Below are 18,575 nucleotides of genomic sequence, written 5' to 3'. Positions count from 1 at the left end.
CCACCTGGACCCGGCACCGTGGACCCCGTACACGTCCCCGTGGCACCGCGCGTGGCGGCTCAGCCTTCGCGCTGCCTGCCCGGCCCGCGCGAGACCGCACGGTCCATCACCTCGGCGGCCAGCCGCGCCGCCGCCTCCCGCGTCCGTTCGCCCAGCAGCTCCGTACGGACGGCACCGCCACCGGCCAGATGCCGGTCGTACGGCAGCGGAAGCACCGCCGCGCCGCCTGCCCCCAGGTGCTCGACCGCCTTGCGTACGTCGATGCCCCCGTCGGGCGACGTGTGGTTGAGCACGACGACAGCGGTCGGCAGCAGCCCGCGGTGCACCCCGCCCATCCACTCCAGCACGGACTTGGTCGCCCGTACGCCCTCCACGGTCGCCGGCGTCACCAGGACCCGCGCCTGAGTGGTGACCAGTGCGGTACGCGCCACCTCGGCCGGCAGCGTCTCGCAGTCCACGACCGTGGTCGCGAAGTGGCGGCGCAGGGAGGTCATGACGATGCGGTACGTGTCGAGATCCAGCCGCGCGCCGATCGCGCCCTGACTGCCGGGCAGCAGCCAGCCGCCGCCCGTGAACGGCAGGAGGTAACCGGTCAGGTCGGTGATCAGCATGGACGGGTCGACGATCTGCGCCAGATCGGTGCCGGACCAGCGCACCTCCCGCACACCCAGCCGGTGCGGCAGCGTGCCCAGCGCCGGGTCGGCCTCCACCGCGAGCACCGGGTCCGAGCGGTAGTGCGCGTACGTGAGGGCCAGCAGCGCGGCGACCGTGGACTTGCCCGCACCGCCGCGGATGCTGGAGACGGCCAGTTGGCGGCCGGTGGTCACGGGCTGCTGGATGGCGTGCGCGGCGCGCGTGACGGCCTCGGTCTCGGCCGCAGCCGAGGAGGCGAACACGCGCCGCAGCGCCCGCCCGGCCCTACGGGCGACGGTCTCACCGTGCCGGGGCTTGGCCTGCACACCGTCGAGCTCGGGTGGGAGGACGGGGACGGAGACGGGGGTGGGGGTGGAGGCCGGGCGATGCGGCTGGTGCATGTGCGGCCGCACACCTGTTGTGGGGGCGACTGGGCCGGCCGGACCACTCGGGCCGGCCGGGTTCATGGGGCTGCCGGCCAGGCCGGCCGGGCCACTCGGACGAGCCGGTATGACGGGTTCGGGCGCGGGCGTGGCACCGGGAGCGGACCGGGCCCCGGGCAACGGCACGGCCACCGGTGCGGGCGCCGCGGGCGTGCCGCCGGGCATCGCGGCGGGAGCCGTCGGCGCCGTCCCGCGACCAGGGGCACCGCCGCCCGATACCGCACCGCCGCCCGGCACAGCGCCACCACCCGCCCCCGGCGCATACCCGGGCATCGGCGGCACCACCGGCCCTGGCCGCCCCGACTGCCCTCCCTGCCCCGTCCGGCCCGCTTGCCCCTCCTGCCCTGGCTGCTCCGCCCCCGGCTGCCCCGGCTGCCCCGTCTGTCCTGACATGAACCCTCCGCCGCCCCTTCTGGTCGGACTGATCGCTCCGGCCGACCGTCGCGGCCGATCATTTTCGTCGCCCCGGCCGGTCCTTCGCGGCCGGCCGGCTGGTCAGAACATGTCCGGCAGACCGCCGTACACCCCGAGCGCCCCGACGGCGACCGGAATCAGCGCCACCACGCTCACCGCCTCGACCAGGTTCGTCAGATGCCGCATCCGCAGCCGTACGTGCTCCGGCGGCCGCACCGCGAGGGCGGCGAGCGGCACCGCCACCGACAGGCTCAGCACGGTCAGCGCGGCTGTCGGGTCCCCGCCGTCGGAACCCCACAGCAGGACGAGCCTTACGCAGACCGCCGCACCGGCCACCAGCAGCGCCACGACCTCCAGGGCCAGCGGGTAGGCCCGTGCCCGCGAGAACAGCACGACGCTCAGCAGCACCGCGGCCGCCACCGCCCAGCCGTCCACCGTTCCGGACGCGTCGCCGGTGCCGCCGACGGCCAGTACGCCGCCCGCCCCGGCCGACATGGCCGTCGTGACGGCGGCCAGGGTGAGCCCGCGGTGCGTGGCGCCCAGCGCCGCCGCGGCCCGGTACCTGCTGACCGGTGCGCCTCCGGAGTGGCGGTCGTCCAGACGTGTCAGCCCGGCCGACGACAGCGCGAGCCGCGGCAGGTGTCCCAGTACGAGGACCGAGACCACGCCCAGTACGACACCGGTACGGGCCGGGTCGGCGACCACCAGCCCGATGGCCCACCCGCCGACCGCGGCCGCGACGGCCGCCGCTCCGACGAGTCCGCCACGTCCCAGGCCCGTACAGAGCCCGAGCAGCGCGAGGACGACCGCCACCGTCAGCCCGACGGCGGCCAGGCGCGGGGCACCGCCCGGCGCCGCGCCCCAGGAGGCGGACACGCCGAGCGTTCCGCCCACCAGGAGCAGCGCGGTAGCCGGTGCCTTTCTGGTGAGCAGGAGGCCGGCCGCCGCACCGGCTCCGGTCGCGGCCACCGTGGCCAGGCCGAGCCACAGTGCGGCCCGGTCGAGCCCGTACTGGCGGCCTGCGAACACGCAGGCAACGACCGTGAGCAGCACTGCGGCCGCGACCGCCGCCCCTGTCCGGCTCCGCTCGTCCCATCGCCAGACGTACCTGTCGTGGTCGTCACGGCCCTCGTGACCGCCATCGCCGCCGTGGTCGGCGTGGCCACCGCGGTCGTCCTGGCCACGCGGGCCACCCGTCGTCTCGCCGAGCGCGCTCCGCCCGGCCGGGGGTTCGGACACGCCGTGCTCCCGTACCAGTCGTACGACGGACCCGTCCGTCACATTCGCGGAAGCAAGCGTCTCGCTCCACGCGAGTACGGCTCCGCCCGCTGTCACCAGACGGCACGTCGGCGGCTCGTGCGCCGTCCGGTCACCGGCCGTCCGGTCACCGGCCGTCCGCAGAATCTCGGGCAGCAGCTCGCCGATCGGCGCGTGCGCGGGCAACACCAGGTCGATCCGCCGCTGTTCGCCCGCCAGCACCAGCCGTCGCAGCGTCACCCGCTGTTCGGCCTCAGCGTTCACCATGCCGACCACGCCCCCGTACTAGAACCGGAACCCACCCCACCGCACCGCACCGCGACACGATACGACTCGCCTCACCCGCCCCGGAACCACCTGCCCCGGCCGGCTGCCCGGCCGCACCCAGGCCGCCCGCCCTCGGGCCGACAGCCTCCGGGCCACTCGCCCCCGATCAGCCCAGCAGCCCCTGACCTGCGCCTACACGCGCTTGACGACCACGGTGCCGGCCACCTTGTCGTGCAAGCACTGCCGGAACGGTTCGTCCCAGCAGCACCACAGCACGTTGAGCAGCCCCAGGAACGGCACGAACCCCATCGGGAACACCACGGCCCAACGCCCCAGCGCCTGCCCGAAGGACAGCGCCGCCCCGTCGCTCAGCCGGGCGACCCGCAGACCGCAGATCCGCTTGCCGAACGTGCCGCCGTACTTCCAGTTCATGAACGGCTCGTAGAGCAGCACCGCGACGACGCCGACGATCCCGGCCAGGGCTGTCGGTATGCCCACTCCGGCCCCGCGCGGCAGCAGGGACTGGACGATGCTGACCACGACGAGGATGACGACGACCGCGGCGACCTGGAAGACCCCGTCCAGCGCCCGCGCCCCGAGCCGCGTCCCCTGACTTGCCAGCATGCCTGTGGGCGGCCCGCCCGCCTGCGGTGTTCCGTACGGGTACCCCTGCTGGCCCGGCGCGCCGTATCCGGGTGCCCCGTATCCCGGCGCTCCGTATCCCGGCGCCCCGTGACCAGGTGCCTGCCCCTGCCCGTACGCCTCGTAGGGCGGCTGCTGCCCGTACGGTCCCTGTTGGTGCTCACTCATGTCGGAGATCCAAGCTGCCGGATCCGCCTTCGCACAAGCCGCGCCCTCCGTGACCGCCCCGGCCCGGGGCTGCGGGGTGAGGAAAACCCCACCTCCGGTCACCGACCTTCCCCATGGTCGCCACGCGTGGTGACCGGCAAGCTAGGGCGTATGACCGCACCTTCCGCTCACGACCGACGCCACGATCCCCTCCCCGGAGGGACCGCACCGGCGCCGGGCGCCATCGGTCACGGCCACCGTCACGACGGCGGCGATCCCCTGCCGCCGCCCCGGGCCGCGCTCGCCTCCGCGACCTGGCGGGAGGTCGCCCACCTCCTGACCGACCTCCCGCTGGGCGTCCTGGCCTTCGCCGTACTGACCGTCTGGCTGGTGGCGGGCATCGGGCTGGCCGTCACCGTCGTGGGGCTGCCGCTGCTCGCGGTGGGCCTTCTGGTGTGCCGTCAGTACGGGAAGCTGGAGCGCGCCCGCGCGCGGTGCCTGCTGGGCGTGCGGGTGGACGAGCCCAGCCCGCTGCACACGGCGGGGAACGGTTTCTTCACCTGGCTGTGGCTGCGCCTGAAGGACCCGGTCGGGTGGCGGCACGCGCTGTACGCGTTCATCCGGCTGCCGTGGTCGATCCTGACCTTCCCGCTGACGGTCGTCTCGTTCTTCCTGCTCTGGCCCGCGCTGCCCTGGATCGCGCGCGGACTGGCCAACGTGGACCGGATGATGGTGCGCGGCCTGCTGTCGCCCTCCGACGAACTGGAGCGGCGGATCGCCGAGCTGAAGTCGGACCGCGCGACGGTCTCCGACACCGCCGCCGCCGACCTGCGCCGGATCGAACGTGACCTGCACGACGGGGCGCAGGCCCGGCTCGTGGCCCTGGCCATGGGCCTCGGCCTGGCCAAGGAGAAGCTGCTGGAGGACCCGGACGCGGCGGCCCAGATGGTCGACGAGGCGCACGGCGAGGTGAAACTCGCCCTCCAGGAGCTGCGCGACCTCGCGCGCGGCATCCACCCGGCGATCCTCACGGACCGCGGGCTGGGCCCGGCCCTCACCTCGCTGGCGGGTCGCTGCACGGTCCCGGTCACGGTGGAGGTGGACGTGGCGCAGCGGCCCGCGCCGGCGATCGAGGGCATCGCCTACTTCACCGTCTCGGAGCTGCTGCAGAACGTCTCCAAGCACAGTGGCGCGCGGGCGGCGCGGGTGGAGCTCTGGCGCGCCCAGGACCGGCTGCTGATCCAGGTCCAGGACGACGGACGGGGCGGTGCGCGGTTGGACGGCGGCAGCGGCATGGCCGGGCTCGCGGAACGGCTGGGTTCGGTGGACGGGGTGTTCGTCCTCGATTCGCCGCCCGGCGGGCCGACGCGGGTGACGGCCGAGCTGCCGTGGCGGGGCCGGGCGGGGGAAGAGGACGGGCGTCAGGCCGCGGGCAGGGGCGCGGGGGCCGCAGCGGGAGCGGCGCCGCGCGGCGGCTGGAAGGCACGCGGGCGGGGCAAGGGGCAGCGGGGCGTGCGGGAACGGGGCAATGGTGAGCAGAGCGTGGGGGAACGGGCAGCTCGGCGGAGAGGCGTGGGCGCCGGCAGTTGATGCGCGGCGATCACGGGGCGCGTACGGAGTCCGTACGGGGCACGTGCGCGTGACGCGCTCAGGATGCGCGCAGGACGCGCTCGGAGCACGCACGGGCTGTGTACGGGGCGTGTACGGGCTGCGGGGACGGGACGCGTACGGGCTGCGAGGGCGGGAGTCCCGCCGCCTGTGAGGTCGTCGGAGGGGCCGCCCCTTCGCCGGGCGGGGGGCGGGGGTGGGGAAAACCCCAGGGTGAAGACTGCGCTTTCCCTCATGGTGCGGAAGGCGGCGAGCGCGGAGTCTTGAGGTAGTCGGAAGAGCCGGATGCAGCGGGTCTGACGGCGCGGCAGCGGTTGGACGCTGCCGGAGGTGTACAACGGCGCCGGCAGCAGGCCGACCCGGACCTGGCAGAACGGACGACGAGACCATGGACACCGCCTACGGCCCCCCTTCCCCCTCACCAGCAGCCTCGCGCGTGCCCATCGCCCTGCGCGCCCCGTTCGCGGGCCGTACCTGGCGGGAGTTCCTCTACCTCCTGCTGAGCCTCCCGGTCGCCTGCATGATGTTCTGCTACGCCGTCGCCATGGTCTCGGTCGGTGCGGGCCTGCTGGTCACGTTCCTGGGCATACCGGTGCTCGCGGGCGCGCTGCTCGGCTGCCGGGGGTTCGGCAATCTGGAGCGGGTCCGGGCGCGCGCGCTGCTGGATCTGGACGTGGAGCATCCGGAGCCGGTGCGTGCCGCCAAGCCGGGGATGATGAGCTGGGTCTTCGCGGTGCTCAAGAGCGGTGTCTCCTGGCGCCATCTCCTGTACTCGATACTCCACTTCCCCTGGGCGGTCTTCGCCTTCGTCTTCGCGGTGACGTTCTGGACGGCGGCCTGGTCCCTGTTCCTCTACCCGCTGTGGCAGTGGACGTTCCCCGCCTACCTCGACCAGCCGGGCATCCAGCTGTGGGGCAACGGCCGGGGAGACGGCCTGTACCTGGACTCCCCGCCCGGCATGGCGATGACCAGCGGGCTCGGCCTGCTGCTGGTCCTGGCCGGACCGTGGTTGATACGCGGTCTGACGCACGTGGACCGCGTCCTGGTGCACGGGCTGCTCGGCCCCTCCCTGCTCGCCACGCGCGTCTCGGAGCTGGAGACGGACCGCGGGGTGGTCGTGGACACCGCCGCCGCCGACCTGCGGCGCATCGAGCGGGATCTGCACGACGGCGCGCAGGCCCGTCTGGTGTCGCTGGCGATGGACCTGGGCCTGGCGAAGGAGAAGCTGGCGCAGGACCCGGAGGCCGCCGCGAAGATGGTGGACGAGGCACACGGCGAGGTGAAGATCGCCCTGCAGGAGCTGCGGGACCTCGCGCGCGGCATCCACCCGGCGATCCTCACGGACCGCGGACTGGGCCCGGCGCTGTCGGCCCTCTCCGCCCGCTGCACGGTGCCGGTCAAGGTCTCCGTCGACCTGGACCTCCGTCCCGCCGCGGCCATCGAGGGCATCGCCTACTTCACCGTCTCCGAACTGCTCCAGAACGTCTCCAAGCACGCCCGGGCGAGCAGTGCCTCCGTGGACGTGTGGCAGGTGGCGGACCGGCTCATGGTGCTCGTCGCGGATGACGGGCAGGGGGGTGCGAGCACGGAAACCGGCAGCGGGCTGGCGGGCCTGGCCGAGCGGCTCAGCGCGGTCGACGGCCTCCTGGTCGTCGACTCCCCGCCGGGCGGCCCGACCACCGTCACGGCAGACCTCCCCTGGCGCGCCTGACTTCCCCGGCGTGACCCGGCCGGACCGAGCCGGGCCACGCCGTAACCCGGCCGGGACCACCCGGCCTGCCCGGCCACCTGCCCGGATCGCCGGGATCGCCGGGATCACATGGGCCACCTGGGCGATCCGGGGGCCGGGGCGTTGGGGGAGCCGGAGGGGACGTGGGGGCCCGGAGGGGGGACGTGGGGGCCCGGGGGCCGGGAGAAGTCCGGGCGGTCCGGGCGGTCCGGGCGGTCCGGGCGGTCCGGCAACCCGACAGCCCAGCGCCCCGGCAGCCCAGCGCCCCGACAGGCCCGGCAGACCCGGCAGTCCGACAGCGCGGCGCCCCGAGAGACCCGACAGCCCGGCACTCCCGGCGACCCAGCACTCCCGACCGCCCGCCCCTGGCCATCCCGCCACCCGCCCGCCCGGCAATCCACCGCCCCGGCGACCCGGCTATCCGCCGCCCCGGCCAGCCGGCCCCCGACCACCCAGCGGCCCGGCACCCCGGCCCCCCGACCACCCAGCGACCCGGCGCCCCGGCCCCCGGCCCCCGGCCCCCGGCCCCCGGCCCCCGGCCCCCGGCCCCCGGCCACCCAGCCACCCAGCCACCCAGCCACCCAGCCAGCAACTCGTACCCGGCCCCGAACCGCTCCCCCGCCCGCCCTTCGCCCCCATCCGCCCTGTCCGGTATGGCGCCCGTCACCACCCCGCCTGCCCGGAGCACCACCCGAGTCCGATCCCGAACGACACCCCCGCCCCGTCCCGAATGACGCCGCCCTGCCCCATCCCGGGACGCCCCGCCCCATCCCGGCTGACACCCCCGCCCACCCCGGGGCACCCCCGCCCCGACCCGAATGACACCCCGCCCCGTCCCGGGCGGCGCCCCCGCCCCGTCCGCAGTCGTGTCCGTCGATTCAGGGCGGGTGGGGGCGGTCGGGATCGGATGCTGGGATGCTGGGGGCGCAGGGTGGGGAAATATCAAGACGTGGGGGCAGGAAGAGCCGTGGAGGACAGGGTGCGGGTGGTCATCGCCGAGGACTCGGTGCTGCTTCGGGAGGGGCTGACCCGGTTGCTCACCGACCGAGGGCACGACGTCGTGGCGGGGGTGGGTGACGCCGAGGCGTTGATCAAGGTCATCGGGGAGCTGGCGGCCGAGGGTGAGCTGCCGGACGTGGTGGTGGCGGACGTACGGATGCCGCCGACGCACACGGACGAGGGGGTGCGGGCCGCGATCCGGCTGCGGCGTGATCACCCGGGTCTGGGGGTGCTGGTGCTGTCGCAGTACGTGGAGGAGCAGTACGCGACGGAATTGCTCGCGGGATCCAGTCACGGCGTCGGCTATCTCCTCAAGGACCGGGTAGCCGAAGTGCGGGAGTTCGTCGACGCGGTGGTCCGGGTCGCCGAGGGGGGCACCGCGCTGGACCCCGAAGTGGTCGCGCAGCTGCTCGGCCGCAGCCGTAAGCAGGACGTACTGGCGCACCTCACGCCGCGGGAGCGGGAGGTCCTGGGGCTGATGGCCGAGGGACGGACGAACTCCGCGATCGCGCGGCAGCTGGTGGTGAGCGACGGTGCGGTGGAGAAGCACGTCAGCAACATCTTCCTCAAGCTGGGCCTGTCGCCGAGTGACGGGGATCACCGCCGGGTGCTGGCCGTCCTCACCTATCTCGACTCCTGAGAAACCGACACGCTGTCAGTCACGCAGGTTGCGGGCGGCTCCGTGGGCCGCCCGGGACCTGAGGAGTAGAACCAAAGGCCGAGACGCGAGCGTCTTGGAGAAGGGGGCCGGGGGGCGGTTCTTTCATGACAATTCCTGACAGAGTGCTGTCTCATGTCCACGTCCATCATGTGACCGGCCCAGGGAAGGCGACCCTTACCCACGTACGATGTTCGTGGGACGACCGGTCGGCACGACGAGTCCCGAGCCACCGCCCCGAGGGAGGTCCGAAGCAGTGACCAGCCAGGTCAGCAGCCAAGCCGAGCAGGCCGACGGAGCGCTCACCCGGGAGCCGCAGGCTCCCGGGACCGGCGCCGACGGCGGGAAGAACGGCGGTACAGACGGCGGTAAAAACGGCGGTAAAGAGGTACGTCGCCTGGACCGGGTGATCATCCGGTTCGCGGGCGACTCCGGTGACGGTATGCAGCTCACGGGCGACCGGTTCACCTCCGAGACGGCGACCTTCGGCAACGACCTGTCGACGCTGCCGAACTTCCCCGCCGAGATCCGGGCCCCCGCCGGTACCCTGCCGGGCGTCTCCAGCTTCCAGCTGCACTTCGCGGACCACGACATCCTCACCCCCGGCGACGCGCCCAACGTCCTGGTGGCGATGAACCCGGCCGCGCTGAAGGCGAACCTGGCGGACCTGCCGCGCGGCGCGGAGATCATCGTCAACACGGACGAGTTCACCAAGCGGCCGATGGCGAAGGTGGGCTACGACGTCAGCCCGCTGGAGGACGGGTCGCTGCAGGCGTACAACGTCCACCCGGTGCCGCTGACGACGCTGACGATCGAGGCGCTCAAGGAGTTCGGGCTCTCCCGCAAGGAGGCCGAGCGCTCCAAGAACATGTTCGCGCTGGGCCTGCTGTCGTGGATGTACCACCGGCCGACCGAGGGCACCGAAGCGTTCCTGCGGCAGAAGTTCGCCAAGAAGCCGGACATCGCCGAGGCGAACGTCGCCGCGTTCCGCGCGGGCTGGAACTTCGGTGAGACCACCGAGGACTTCGCGGTCTCCTACGAGGTCGCGCCGGCCACCCAGGCGTTCCCGACGGGGACGTACCGCAACATCTCCGGCAACCTGGCACTGTCGTACGGCCTGATCGCCGCCGGGCAGCAGGCCGATCTGCCGCTCTACCTCGGCTCGTACCCGATCACGCCGGCCTCGGACATCCTGCACGAGCTGAGCAAGCACAAGAACTTCGGCGTGCGGACCTTCCAGGCCGAGGACGAGATCGCCGGCATCGGCGCGGCACTGGGCGCCGCCTTCGGCGGCGCCCTCGCGGTGACCACCACCTCGGGCCCCGGTGTGGCGCTGAAGTCGGAGACCATCGGGCTCGCGGTCTCCCTCGAACTCCCGCTGGTCATCGTGGACATCCAGCGCGGCGGCCCGTCCACCGGCCTGCCCACCAAGACCGAGCAGGCCGACCTGCTCCAGGCGATGTACGGGCGCAACGGCGAGGCGCCGGTACCGATCGTGGCGCCGAGGACACCGGCCGACTGCTTCGACGCGGCGCTGGACGCGGCGCGCATCGCGCTGACGTACCGTACGCCGGTCTTCCTGCTGTCCGACGGCTACCTGGCCAACGGCTCCGAGCCGTGGCGCATCCCGGAGGTCGACGAACTGCCCGACCTGCGGGTGCAGTTCGCGTCCGGCGCGAACCACACGCTGGCCGACGGCACCGAGGTGTTCTGGCCGTACAAGCGCGACGAGCAGACCCTCGCCCGGCCGTGGGCGGTGCCCGGCACGCCCGGTCTGGAGCACCGGATCGGCGGCATCGAGAAGCAGGACGGCACGGGCAACATCTCCTACGACCCGGCCAACCACGACTTCATGGTGCGCACCCGCCAGGCGAAGATCGACGGCATCGAGGTGCCGGACCTGGAGGTCGACGACCCGACGGTGGAGGCGGCCGTCCACGACGGCCAGGGTGCCGCCGCCGCGCGGGGCGCCGACACCCTCGTGCTGGGCTGGGGCTCGACGTACGGGCCGATCACCGCGGCCGTCCGGCGCGTACGGCGCGACGGGGGGCGGGTCGCACAGGCCCATCTGCGCCATCTCAACCCCTTCCCGCGGAATCTCGGCGCGGTGCTGGCGCGTTACGACAAGGTGGTCGTACCGGAGATGAACCTCGGCCAGCTCGCGACACTGCTGCGGGCGAAGTACCTCGTCGACGCCCGCTCGTACACCCAGGTCAGCGGAATGCCGTTCAAGGCCGAGCAGCTTGCGGAGGTCTTTAAGGAGGCCATCAATGACTGAGACGATCGCGGAGGGGACCTCGACGATCGAGGCGCTCTCCCTGGTGCCCAAGGCCGAGGCCAAGCAGTCCATGAAGGACTTCAAGTCCGACCAGGAAGTGCGCTGGTGCCCCGGCTGCGGTGATTACGCGGTTCTCGCCGCCGTGCAGGGCTTCATGCCCGAACTCGGTCTGGCGAAGGAGAACATCGTCTTCGTCTCGGGCATCGGCTGCTCGTCCCGGTTCCCGTACTACATGAACACGTACGGGATGCACTCCATCCACGGCCGTGCCCCGGCCATCGCCTCCGGTCTGGCCTCCTCGCGCCGCGACCTGTCGGTGTGGGTCGTCACCGGTGACGGCGACGCGCTGTCCATCGGCGGCAACCACCTCATCCACGCGCTGCGCCGCAACGTCAACCTCAAGATCCTGCTGTTCAACAACCGGATCTACGGCCTGACCAAGGGCCAGTACAGCCCCACCTCCGAGGTCGGCAAGATCACGAAGTCGACGCCGATGGGCTCGCTGGACGCGCCCTTCAACCCGGTGTCGCTGGCCATCGGCGCGGAGGCGTCCTTCGTGGCCCGTACGGTCGACTCCGACCGCAAGCACCTGACCGGTGTGCTGCGCGCGGCCGCCGCCCACCCGGGCACCGCGCTGGTGGAGATCTACCAGAACTGCAACATCTTCAACGACGGCGCCTTCGAGGTCCTCAAGGACAAGCAGCAGGCCGAGGAGGCCGTGATCCGGCTGGAGCACGGGCAGCCGATCCGCTTCGGAGCGCTCGCCGAGGACGGCCTCGGCTCCAAGGGCGTGGTGCGCGATCCGGCCACCGGCGACCTGAAGGTCGTGGACGTGGCGGCGGTGGGCGCGGACGCGGTGCTCGTCCACGACGCGCACAACGCCTCGCCGACCACCGCGTTCGCCCTGTCCCGCCTCGCCGACCCGGACACGCTGCACCACACCCCCATCGGCGTGCTGCGCAACGTGGACCGCCCGGTGTACGACACGCTCATGGGTGAGCAGTTGGACACCGCCATCGAGCAGAAGGGCAAGGGCGACCTGGCTTCCCTGCTGGCCGGCCACGACACCTGGACGGTGGTCGGCTGAGCAGCCGGTCACGGGCCTTCCGGTGCCCGTACGGAGCGTCTTCGGACGTCCCGTACGGGCACCGTCGTTTTCGGCCACGAGGTGGCCGGCCCGCACCGCCGCCGCGCCCCTGTCATGACCGTCTACCGGAACGGACATGACAGTTGGGCCGTCCGGCGTTACCTTCGGAGCGCGACCCGCACCACCGCCGGCGCAGATGGAGCAGCATTCCTCCGGAGGGCCCCTTGCAACCCCAGAACGAACAGCGCACAGGACTCGTCTACGGCACCGCCGCGTACGTGGTGTGGGGTCTTCTCCCGCTGTACTGGCACCTGCTGGGCGACCTGGCCCCCACCGAGATCCTGGCCCACCGGATGGTGTGGTCGCTGCCGGTCGCCGTCCTCATCCTGGCCGCGATACGCCGCTGGTCCTGGGTACGGGAGCTGGTGCGGCAGCCCAAGCGGCTCGGCATGGTGCTGGTCTGCGCCGCGGTCATCTCCGTCAACTGGTTCCTGTACATCTGGGCGGTCAACGCCGGGCACGTACTCGAAGCCAGCCTCGGCTACTTCATCAACCCGCTGGTCAGCATCGCCTTCGGCGTGCTGGTGCTGCGCGAACGGCTGCGGCCGCTGCAGTGGACCGCCGTGGGCGTCGGCACCGCGGCGGTGGTCGTGATGGCCGTGGCGTACGGCCAGGTGCCCTGGATCTCCCTCGCGCTGGCGTTCACGTTCGCCACGTACGGCCTGGTCAAGAAGGGCGTGAAGCTGGGCGGCATCGAGGGCTTCAGCGCCGAGACGGCGATGCAGTTCCTGCCCGCGCTCGGCATCCTGATCTTCCTCGGCGCGCGCGGCGAGGCCGGGTTCCTGACCGGCGGGGTGGGCCAGATGCTGCTGCTCATGGGCTGCGGCGTGGCCACCGCGCTGCCGCTGATCGCCTTCGGGGCGGCGGCGGTACGGCTGCCGCTGACCGTGCTCGGGATGCTCCAGTACCTCGCGCCGACCTTCCAGTTCGCGCTCGGTCTGCTGGTCTTCCACGAGGAGATGCCGGTGGAGCGCTGGGCGGGCTTCGGTCTCGTCTGGCTGGCGCTGGTGGTGCTGACGTACGACGCGGTGCGCACCGCCCGGTCCGCGCGTACGGCGCTGGCCACGGCCCGCAAGACGGCCCAGGAAGTGGTCGGCGAGACGGCCGCGGCCCTGACCCCGGCCACCGCGGAGCAGGCCACCCGGGACACCGCCCCGGCAGCCGGGCAGTCCGTCCCGGCGGCCACGTCCGCCTCCGCACCGTCCGTTCCGGCAGCCGCCCCGGGATCCGCCACGGAGCTGGGTGCGTCCAAGCACTGATCCGCCGCGGAACGATATGCGGGTCGGGGTGTCCGGATTCCGCCTTGCCAGCGGGGCGCGGCGCGCCCAGCATCAGCTTCGCGCCATGCACGGTCCGTTCATGTCACGTTCGGAATCCGGAGACCCCTCATGTCATGGAATGCCGCAAGACCCTGCACGACCAGGCGTTTTCGAAGATCTGGCAGCAGCGGCGGCAACGGTCCCGGCGGCCTCGGGCTGACCGCCGCCGGTGCCGTACTCGGCCTGATCGTTGCGATACCCGGGGCGGCCGGTGCGGCCACCGCCGCGCCTGCCGCCGCCCGCTCCACCGCCCCTGCCGTCAGCACCGCCGCCCCCGACCTGCCGGTGGCCAACGTCAAGGCGCACCTGAGCCAGCTCCAGTCGATCGCCACCGCCAACGGCGGCAACCGGGCCCACGGCCGGCCCGGCTACCGGGCCTCGATCGACTACATCAAGGGCAAGCTGGACGCCGCGGGCTTCACCACCAGCGTGCAGCAGTTCACCACCGGCGGCACCACCGGCTACAACCTGATCGCCGACTGGCCCGGCGGCGACCCGAACCAGATCCTGATGGCCGGCGCGCACCTGGACTCCGTCAGCGCGGGCCCCGGCATCAACGACAACGGCTCCGGCTCGGCCGCGGTCCTCGAAACCGCGCTGGCCGTCGCCCGCGCGGGCGCCAAGCCCGCCAAGCACCTGCGGTTCGGCTGGTGGGGCGCCGAAGAGCTGGGGATGCGCGGCTCGCAGTACTACGTGAGCCGGCTGGCCGCGACGGAGCGGTCGAAGTTCAGCGGCTATCTGAACTTCGACATGGTGGGCTCCCCGAACCCCGGCTATTTCGTCTACGACGACGACCGCGCCATCGAGGCCGTGTTCAAGGCGTACTACGCCTCGCTGAACGTCCCCACGGAGATCGAGACCGAGGGCGACGGCCGCAGCGACCACGCGCCGTTCAAGAACGTCGGCATCCCCGTGGGCGGCCTGTTCTCCGGCGCGGACTACACCAAGACGGCCGCGCAGGCGCAGAAGTGGGGCGGTACGGCGGGCCAGCCCTTCGACCGCTGCTACCACCGCTCCTGCGACACGTCGTCGAACATCGACGACACCGCCCTGGACCGCAACAGCGACGCCGTCGCCCACGCGGTGTGGACGCTGGGCGTCGGCACGACGACCCCGCCCGGCGGCACCGTCTTCGAGAACACCGACGACGTGCAGATCCCGGACGCGGGCGCCGCGGTGACCTCGTCGGTGACGGTCTCCGGCCGTACCGGCAACGCGCCGGCCACCCTCCAGGTCGGCGTGGACATCAAGCACAGCTACCGCGGTGACCTGGCCATCGACCTCGTGGGGCCGAGCGGGCAGGCGTACCGGCTGAAGAACTCCAGCGGCTCGGACTCGGCGCCGAACGTGCTCACCACGTACACCGTCGACGCGTCCGCCGAGACGGCCGACGGCACCTGGCGGCTGCGGGTGCAGGACCTCGGTCCGCAGGACACCGGCTACATCGACGGCTGGAAGCTCACCTTCTGACGGCCGGCCGCACCGGCGGACCGGGAGCGTACGGCGCGGGGCGCCGCGGCTCAGGCCGTGACGTCCCGCGCCGTGAAGCGCGCCCAGGCCGCGGAGCCGAAGACCGCCGCGTACACCGCCTGGAGCCCGAAGTTCTTCTGGAGCTGGTCCCAGTAGACGGGTTCGCGCAGCACGTCGGCGAAGGACAGCCAGTGGTGCGAGAAGAGGTACGGCTGGATCGCGTGCAGTTGCGGGATGGTGTCCAGGATCTGCACCACGATCAGCAGACCGACGGTGGTGGCCATCGCCGCGATGCCGCTGTTGGTGAGCGTCGAGACGAACAGGCCGATGGCCGCCACCCCCACCAGGGACAGCGCCACGACGACCGCGATCGCCAGCGCCCGCAGCAGCCCCTCGCCGAACGGCACGGTCGTCCCGGACAGCAGCGTCACCTCGCCGACCGGGAACAGCAGCGCGCCGGTCACCAGCGCCGACACCGCCACGACCAGCGTCGCCACCAGGCAGAACGTCAGCGTCGTCGCGTACTTGACCAGCAGCAGCCGGGTCCGCCCTGCCGGGGCGACGAGCAGGTAGCGCAGCGTCCCCGCGTGCGCCTCACCGGCGACGGCGTCCCCGGCGACCACCCCGACCGCCAGCGGCAGGAAGACCGGCAGGGTGACGGCGAGTGCGGTGAAGACCAGGAAGAGGCCGTTGTTGGTGATCTGGGAGACGAATGCCGCGCCGCCGGAGCCGCCCGGTCCGCCGCCCTCACCGCTCGTCTCGATCTTGACGGCGACACCGATCAGGACCGGTACGGCGGCGAGGACGGCGAGCAGCGCGAGGGTGCGCCAGCGCCGGAAGGTCATGCCGATCTCGTTGCGCAGCAGGCCGAGCGACCACAGCGGTCGCGGCGCACGGCGCACGGCCGCGCTGCCGGCCGGCGCCCTCCCGGCCGCCGCGTCCCCGGCCCCCGCGCTCCCGGCCGTCTCAACCCGCGACATCGAAGCCCTCCCCGGTCAACTGCACGAAGACGTCCTCCAGGGACGCCCGTTCCACGCCGAAGGCCCGGACGCGCACCCCGGCCCGTACGAGAGCGGCGTTCACCTCCGCCAGGTCGGGCGGCCCGCCGGCCGGCGTCGGCAGGTCACCGGACACCCGCTCCTCCGCCACCACGAGGTCGGTCACCCCGCACTCCTTGAGCACCCGCGCCGCGTCGGCGGTGTCGGGGGTGCCGACCGCCAGCCGCCCGCGCGTGCCCGCGGACAGCGCGGCGACCGTGCCCTGGGTGACGAGCCGGCCGCGGGCCATCACGGCGGCGTGCGTACAGACCTGCTCGATCTCGTCGAGGAGGTGGGAGGAGAGGAAGACGGTGGTGCCGTCGCCCGCCAGCTCTCTGACGAGCGTACGGATCTCGCGCATGCCCTGCGGGTCCAGGCCGTTGGTCGGCTCGTCCAGCACGAGGAGTTCGCGGGGCTGGAGGAGCGCCGCGGCCAGCCCCAGCCGCTGCTTCATGCCCAGCGAGTAGGCGCGCGCCTTCTTGCGGGCGGCGGCGGCCAGCCCGACCCGTTCCAGCGCGTGGTCCACGCGGTGGCCGCGGGTGCGGGGGTCCGTGGCCGGATCGGCCGCGTCGTACCGGACGAGGTTGTCCCGCCCGCTGAGGAAGCCGTACAGCGCCGGTCCCTCGATGAGGGCGCCGACCCTGGGGAGCACCCGGCGGGCGGCCCGCGGCATCGGTTCGCCGAGCAGCCGGACGCCGCCCGCCGACGGCTCGATCAGGCCGAGCAGCATTCTGATGGTGGTGGTCTTGCCCGAGCCGTTGGGTCCGAGGAAGCCGAAGACGCTGCCGCGCGGTACGGCGAGGTCGAGACGGTCGACGGCCGGTGGCCCGCCGCGGTAGGTCTTCGTCAGCCCCCGGGTTTCGATCACCCGGTCCCCGGCGGACGGCTGCGTCATCGGCTCCCCCATGTGGTCACGCCTGTGGTCGCACCGGTGACCGCGGCCGGTCGCGCCGACGGCCCCGTCCCGGACGCGGGGCGGGACCGGCCGGCCCCGCCCCGCGCCGGTCTCGTCACCTGGCGGGCTCGGCCGCCTTGATCAGGGACTCCTTGTCCACGGCACCGGCGTAGACCGAGCCGTCGTCCGTCACCAGGGCGTTGACCAGGCGGGTGCTGAAGAGCCGGCCGGAGCCGAACTTCCCGTTCACCTTCTCTCCCAGGCTGTCCAGCAGCTTGGCCGCGTCACCGGACGCGCCCTTGCCGTCGGCCGAGGAGAGACCGGAGCCGACGCCCTTGACGTGGGCGATCGAGGTCCAGCCGGAGCCGATGACGTCGACGCCGCCCTTGCCCTTCGCGGCGTTCTTGCCGCCCAGGCCGTACTGCCCCAGGATGCCCTGGAGGTCCTCGGCCGTCCGCTCCCCCTTGGCGCGCTGCTGCGCGCGGGCCTTGTCGCCGTCCACGACCTCGGCGCCCTTCGGCGGCTTGAAGTCGAAGGTGCCGGCCGCGGGCTTGGCGAAGTCGACGGAGGTGAAGCCGACGTCGATCGCGGCGGCGCCGCCGCCCTTGGGCGTGAGCGTGAACTTCAGCGGTACGCCGGTCTCGGCGTCCACCGAGATCCGGATCGAGTCGACCGTGGAACCGGCCTGCTTCGGCTTGATCGAGAGCTGGTACGCGTCCCGCCCGGCCACCTTGGCGGTGCCGTCGACGGTCACCGAGGTGGTGTCGCCGACCGCGTCGAGCGCCTTCTTGGCCAGTTCCTGCGGGGTGGCGTTCTTCAGGTCGCCGGACGTGCCGGACCCGTCCGTACCGTGCTTCCCGCCCTTGTCCGCTTTGGCCGGGATCGTGCTGTGGTACGCGGTGTTGCTCTTGCTGTCGTAACCCCAGAGGTCACGGCCGTTGTGCACGAGGTTGTACTCGGCGGCCTTGCCGACGACCGAGACCCGCTGCTTGTCCGGCCCGTCGGCGGCGACGCGCAGCGTGTGCGAGCCGGACGCCAGGTCCATGAGCTGGTTCTGCGGGCTCGCGGAGGCTCCCGTACGGTCCTTGTCGCCCGAGCCGCTGCCGCCCTGGCCCGCGGAGCCGCCGAAGGCACCGGCGCCGGCACCCGACAGGGACGGCAGTCCCAGGTCGGTGTTCGTGCGGACCGTACCGGACAACTGCTGCACGTCCGACGCGGCGACCTTGGCTATCAGGTCCTGCGCGGAGATCTTCGGCAGGTCCGGGGAGCCGGAACCGGCGAACGCCGGGACCAGCCCGATCGTGGCCGCGGTGATACCCACGACGGCGGCCGGAACGGCGTACCGCATCGTTCTGCGGCGCTTCGCGGAGCGCCCCCCGTCCCCGTCCCACTCGTCGGTGACCTGTGCCGGTTGGTTCCGTGGCATGTGCCTTACCTCCGTCGTAAGCGGCGGCCTGCTGCGCGACGCACTCGTCCCACTCCCGGGCTCATTGTGACCCGTTCCGCCGCGGCGTGGTGCTCTCCATCCCACCAAACCGGCCAGCCGGACGCGTCAGCCCCGGGGGTCAACTCCCGTACTCCGGTGGGATGAGCCCCACACCACCGCAGGGTGGAACCGGTATGACCAAAGAC

13 protein-coding genes are annotated in these 18,575 nt (G+C 72.9%); 7 read left to right on the top strand and 6 right to left on the bottom strand.

Going from position 1 to position 18,575, the window contains the following annotated elements; translation table 11 throughout:
- Positions 1 to 59 precede the first annotated feature (59 nt).
- The 3 genes from AB0A97_RS14890 to AB0A97_RS14880 form a co-directional block, all read right to left on the bottom strand.
- A complete protein-coding gene (locus tag AB0A97_RS14890; protein ID WP_361149104.1) occupies positions 60 to 1,034 on the bottom strand; it encodes a hypothetical protein in 975 nt (324 codons plus the stop codon).
- A gap of 537 nt (positions 1,035 to 1,571) precedes the next feature.
- Positions 1,572 to 3,014 (bottom strand): EsaB/YukD family protein, encoded by a 1,443-nt coding sequence (locus tag AB0A97_RS14885; RefSeq protein ID WP_361149102.1) that lies wholly within the window; start codon positions 3,012 to 3,014, stop codon positions 1,572 to 1,574.
- Positions 3,015 to 3,206: 192 nt separating this feature from the next.
- Positions 3,207 to 3,824 carry an RDD family protein gene (locus AB0A97_RS14880; RefSeq protein WP_361149099.1) on the bottom strand — a complete coding sequence of 206 codons (618 nt, stop codon included), beginning with the start codon at positions 3,822 to 3,824 and terminating at the stop codon, positions 3,207 to 3,209.
- Positions 3,825 to 3,974: 150 nt separating this feature from the next.
- On the opposite strand from AB0A97_RS14880, the gene AB0A97_RS14875 reads away from it, so the two are divergent.
- The 7 genes from AB0A97_RS14875 (at position 3,975) to AB0A97_RS14845 (ending at position 15,011) form a co-directional block, all read left to right on the top strand.
- The gene (locus tag AB0A97_RS14875; RefSeq protein WP_361149097.1) at positions 3,975 to 5,393 is read left to right on the top strand and encodes a sensor domain-containing protein; all 1,419 of its coding nucleotides are present in this window, start codon (positions 3,975 to 3,977) and stop codon (positions 5,391 to 5,393) included.
- 406 nt (positions 5,394 to 5,799) lie between these two features.
- Positions 5,800 to 7,122, top strand: a complete 1,323-nt coding sequence (locus AB0A97_RS14870) for a sensor domain-containing protein (RefSeq protein WP_361149095.1) — start codon at positions 5,800 to 5,802, stop codon at positions 7,120 to 7,122.
- Positions 7,123 to 8,119: 997 nt separating this feature from the next.
- Entirely contained in the window at positions 8,120 to 8,779 is a 660-nt protein-coding gene (locus AB0A97_RS14865) for a response regulator transcription factor (protein ID WP_361150145.1), read from the top strand.
- A 274-nt stretch (positions 8,780 to 9,053) separates the two neighbouring features.
- Complete coding sequence (locus AB0A97_RS14860; RefSeq protein WP_361149093.1) at positions 9,054 to 11,075, top strand: 2-oxoacid:acceptor oxidoreductase subunit alpha; 2,022 nt, start codon at positions 9,054 to 9,056, stop codon at positions 11,073 to 11,075.
- Positions 11,068 to 12,162 (top strand): 2-oxoacid:ferredoxin oxidoreductase subunit beta, encoded by a 1,095-nt coding sequence (locus AB0A97_RS14855; protein ID WP_361149090.1) that lies wholly within the window; start codon positions 11,068 to 11,070, stop codon positions 12,160 to 12,162. The genes AB0A97_RS14860 and AB0A97_RS14855 overlap by 8 nt, the downstream gene beginning before the upstream one ends.
- 224 nt (positions 12,163 to 12,386) lie before the next feature.
- Entirely contained in the window at positions 12,387 to 13,481 is a 1,095-nt protein-coding gene (gene rarD / locus AB0A97_RS14850; RefSeq protein ID WP_361149087.1) for an EamA family transporter RarD, read from the top strand.
- Between the two features lie 129 nt (positions 13,482 to 13,610).
- Positions 13,611 to 15,011 carry a M28 family metallopeptidase gene (locus tag AB0A97_RS14845; RefSeq protein WP_361149084.1) on the top strand — a complete coding sequence of 467 codons (1,401 nt, stop codon included), beginning with the start codon at positions 13,611 to 13,613 and terminating at the stop codon, positions 15,009 to 15,011.
- A gap of 50 nt (positions 15,012 to 15,061) precedes the next feature.
- Here the strand turns inward: AB0A97_RS14845 and AB0A97_RS14840 are convergent, their stop codons facing one another.
- From AB0A97_RS14840 to AB0A97_RS14830, 3 genes are all read right to left on the bottom strand, one after another.
- Positions 15,062 to 15,991 carry an ABC transporter permease gene (locus tag AB0A97_RS14840; protein WP_361149082.1) on the bottom strand — a complete coding sequence of 310 codons (930 nt, stop codon included), beginning with the start codon at positions 15,989 to 15,991 and terminating at the stop codon, positions 15,062 to 15,064.
- Positions 15,978 to 16,943, bottom strand: coding sequence for an ABC transporter ATP-binding protein (locus AB0A97_RS14835; protein ID WP_361149080.1), 966 nt, complete (start codon positions 16,941 to 16,943; stop codon positions 15,978 to 15,980). Before AB0A97_RS14835 ends, AB0A97_RS14840 begins: the two co-directional genes overlap by 14 nt.
- Before the next feature lie 115 nt (positions 16,944 to 17,058).
- Positions 17,059 to 18,369, bottom strand: a complete 1,311-nt coding sequence (locus AB0A97_RS14830) for a DUF2092 domain-containing protein (protein ID WP_361149078.1) — start codon at positions 18,367 to 18,369, stop codon at positions 17,059 to 17,061.
- Positions 18,370 to 18,575 lie beyond the last annotated feature (206 nt).

Source organism: Streptomyces sp. NPDC045470, from assembly GCF_040646595.1.
Lineage (GTDB): Bacteria > Actinomycetota > Actinomycetes > Streptomycetales > Streptomycetaceae > Streptomyces.
The sequence above is the reverse complement of the archived record's forward strand: the minus strand, read 5'-3'. Positions and strand labels throughout refer to the sequence as shown.

Bases quoted from the DNA above. Each gene is read 5' to 3' on its own strand.
- AB0A97_RS14890 (WP_361149104.1), bottom strand. From the start codon at position 1,034: ATGCACCAGCCGCATCGCCCGGCCTCCACCCCCACCCCCGTCTCCGTC.
- AB0A97_RS14885 (WP_361149102.1), bottom strand. From the start codon at position 3,014: ATGGTGAACGCTGAGGCCGAACAGCGGGTGACGCTGCGACGGCTGGTG.
- AB0A97_RS14880 (WP_361149099.1), bottom strand. From the start codon at position 3,824: ATGAGTGAGCACCAACAGGGACCGTACGGGCAGCAGCCGCCCTACGAG.
- AB0A97_RS14875 (WP_361149097.1), top strand. From the start codon at position 3,975: ATGACCGCACCTTCCGCTCACGACCGACGCCACGATCCCCTCCCCGGA.
- AB0A97_RS14870 (WP_361149095.1), top strand. From the start codon at position 5,800: ATGGACACCGCCTACGGCCCCCCTTCCCCCTCACCAGCAGCCTCGCGC.
- AB0A97_RS14855 (WP_361149090.1), top strand. From the start codon at position 11,068: ATGACTGAGACGATCGCGGAGGGGACCTCGACGATCGAGGCGCTCTCC.
- AB0A97_RS14845 (WP_361149084.1), top strand. From the start codon at position 13,611: ATGTCATGGAATGCCGCAAGACCCTGCACGACCAGGCGTTTTCGAAGA.
- AB0A97_RS14840 (WP_361149082.1), bottom strand. From the start codon at position 15,991: ATGTCGCGGGTTGAGACGGCCGGGAGCGCGGGGGCCGGGGACGCGGCG.
- AB0A97_RS14835 (WP_361149080.1), bottom strand. From the start codon at position 16,943: ATGACGCAGCCGTCCGCCGGGGACCGGGTGATCGAAACCCGGGGGCTG.
- AB0A97_RS14830 (WP_361149078.1), bottom strand. From the start codon at position 18,369: ATGCCACGGAACCAACCGGCACAGGTCACCGACGAGTGGGACGGGGAC.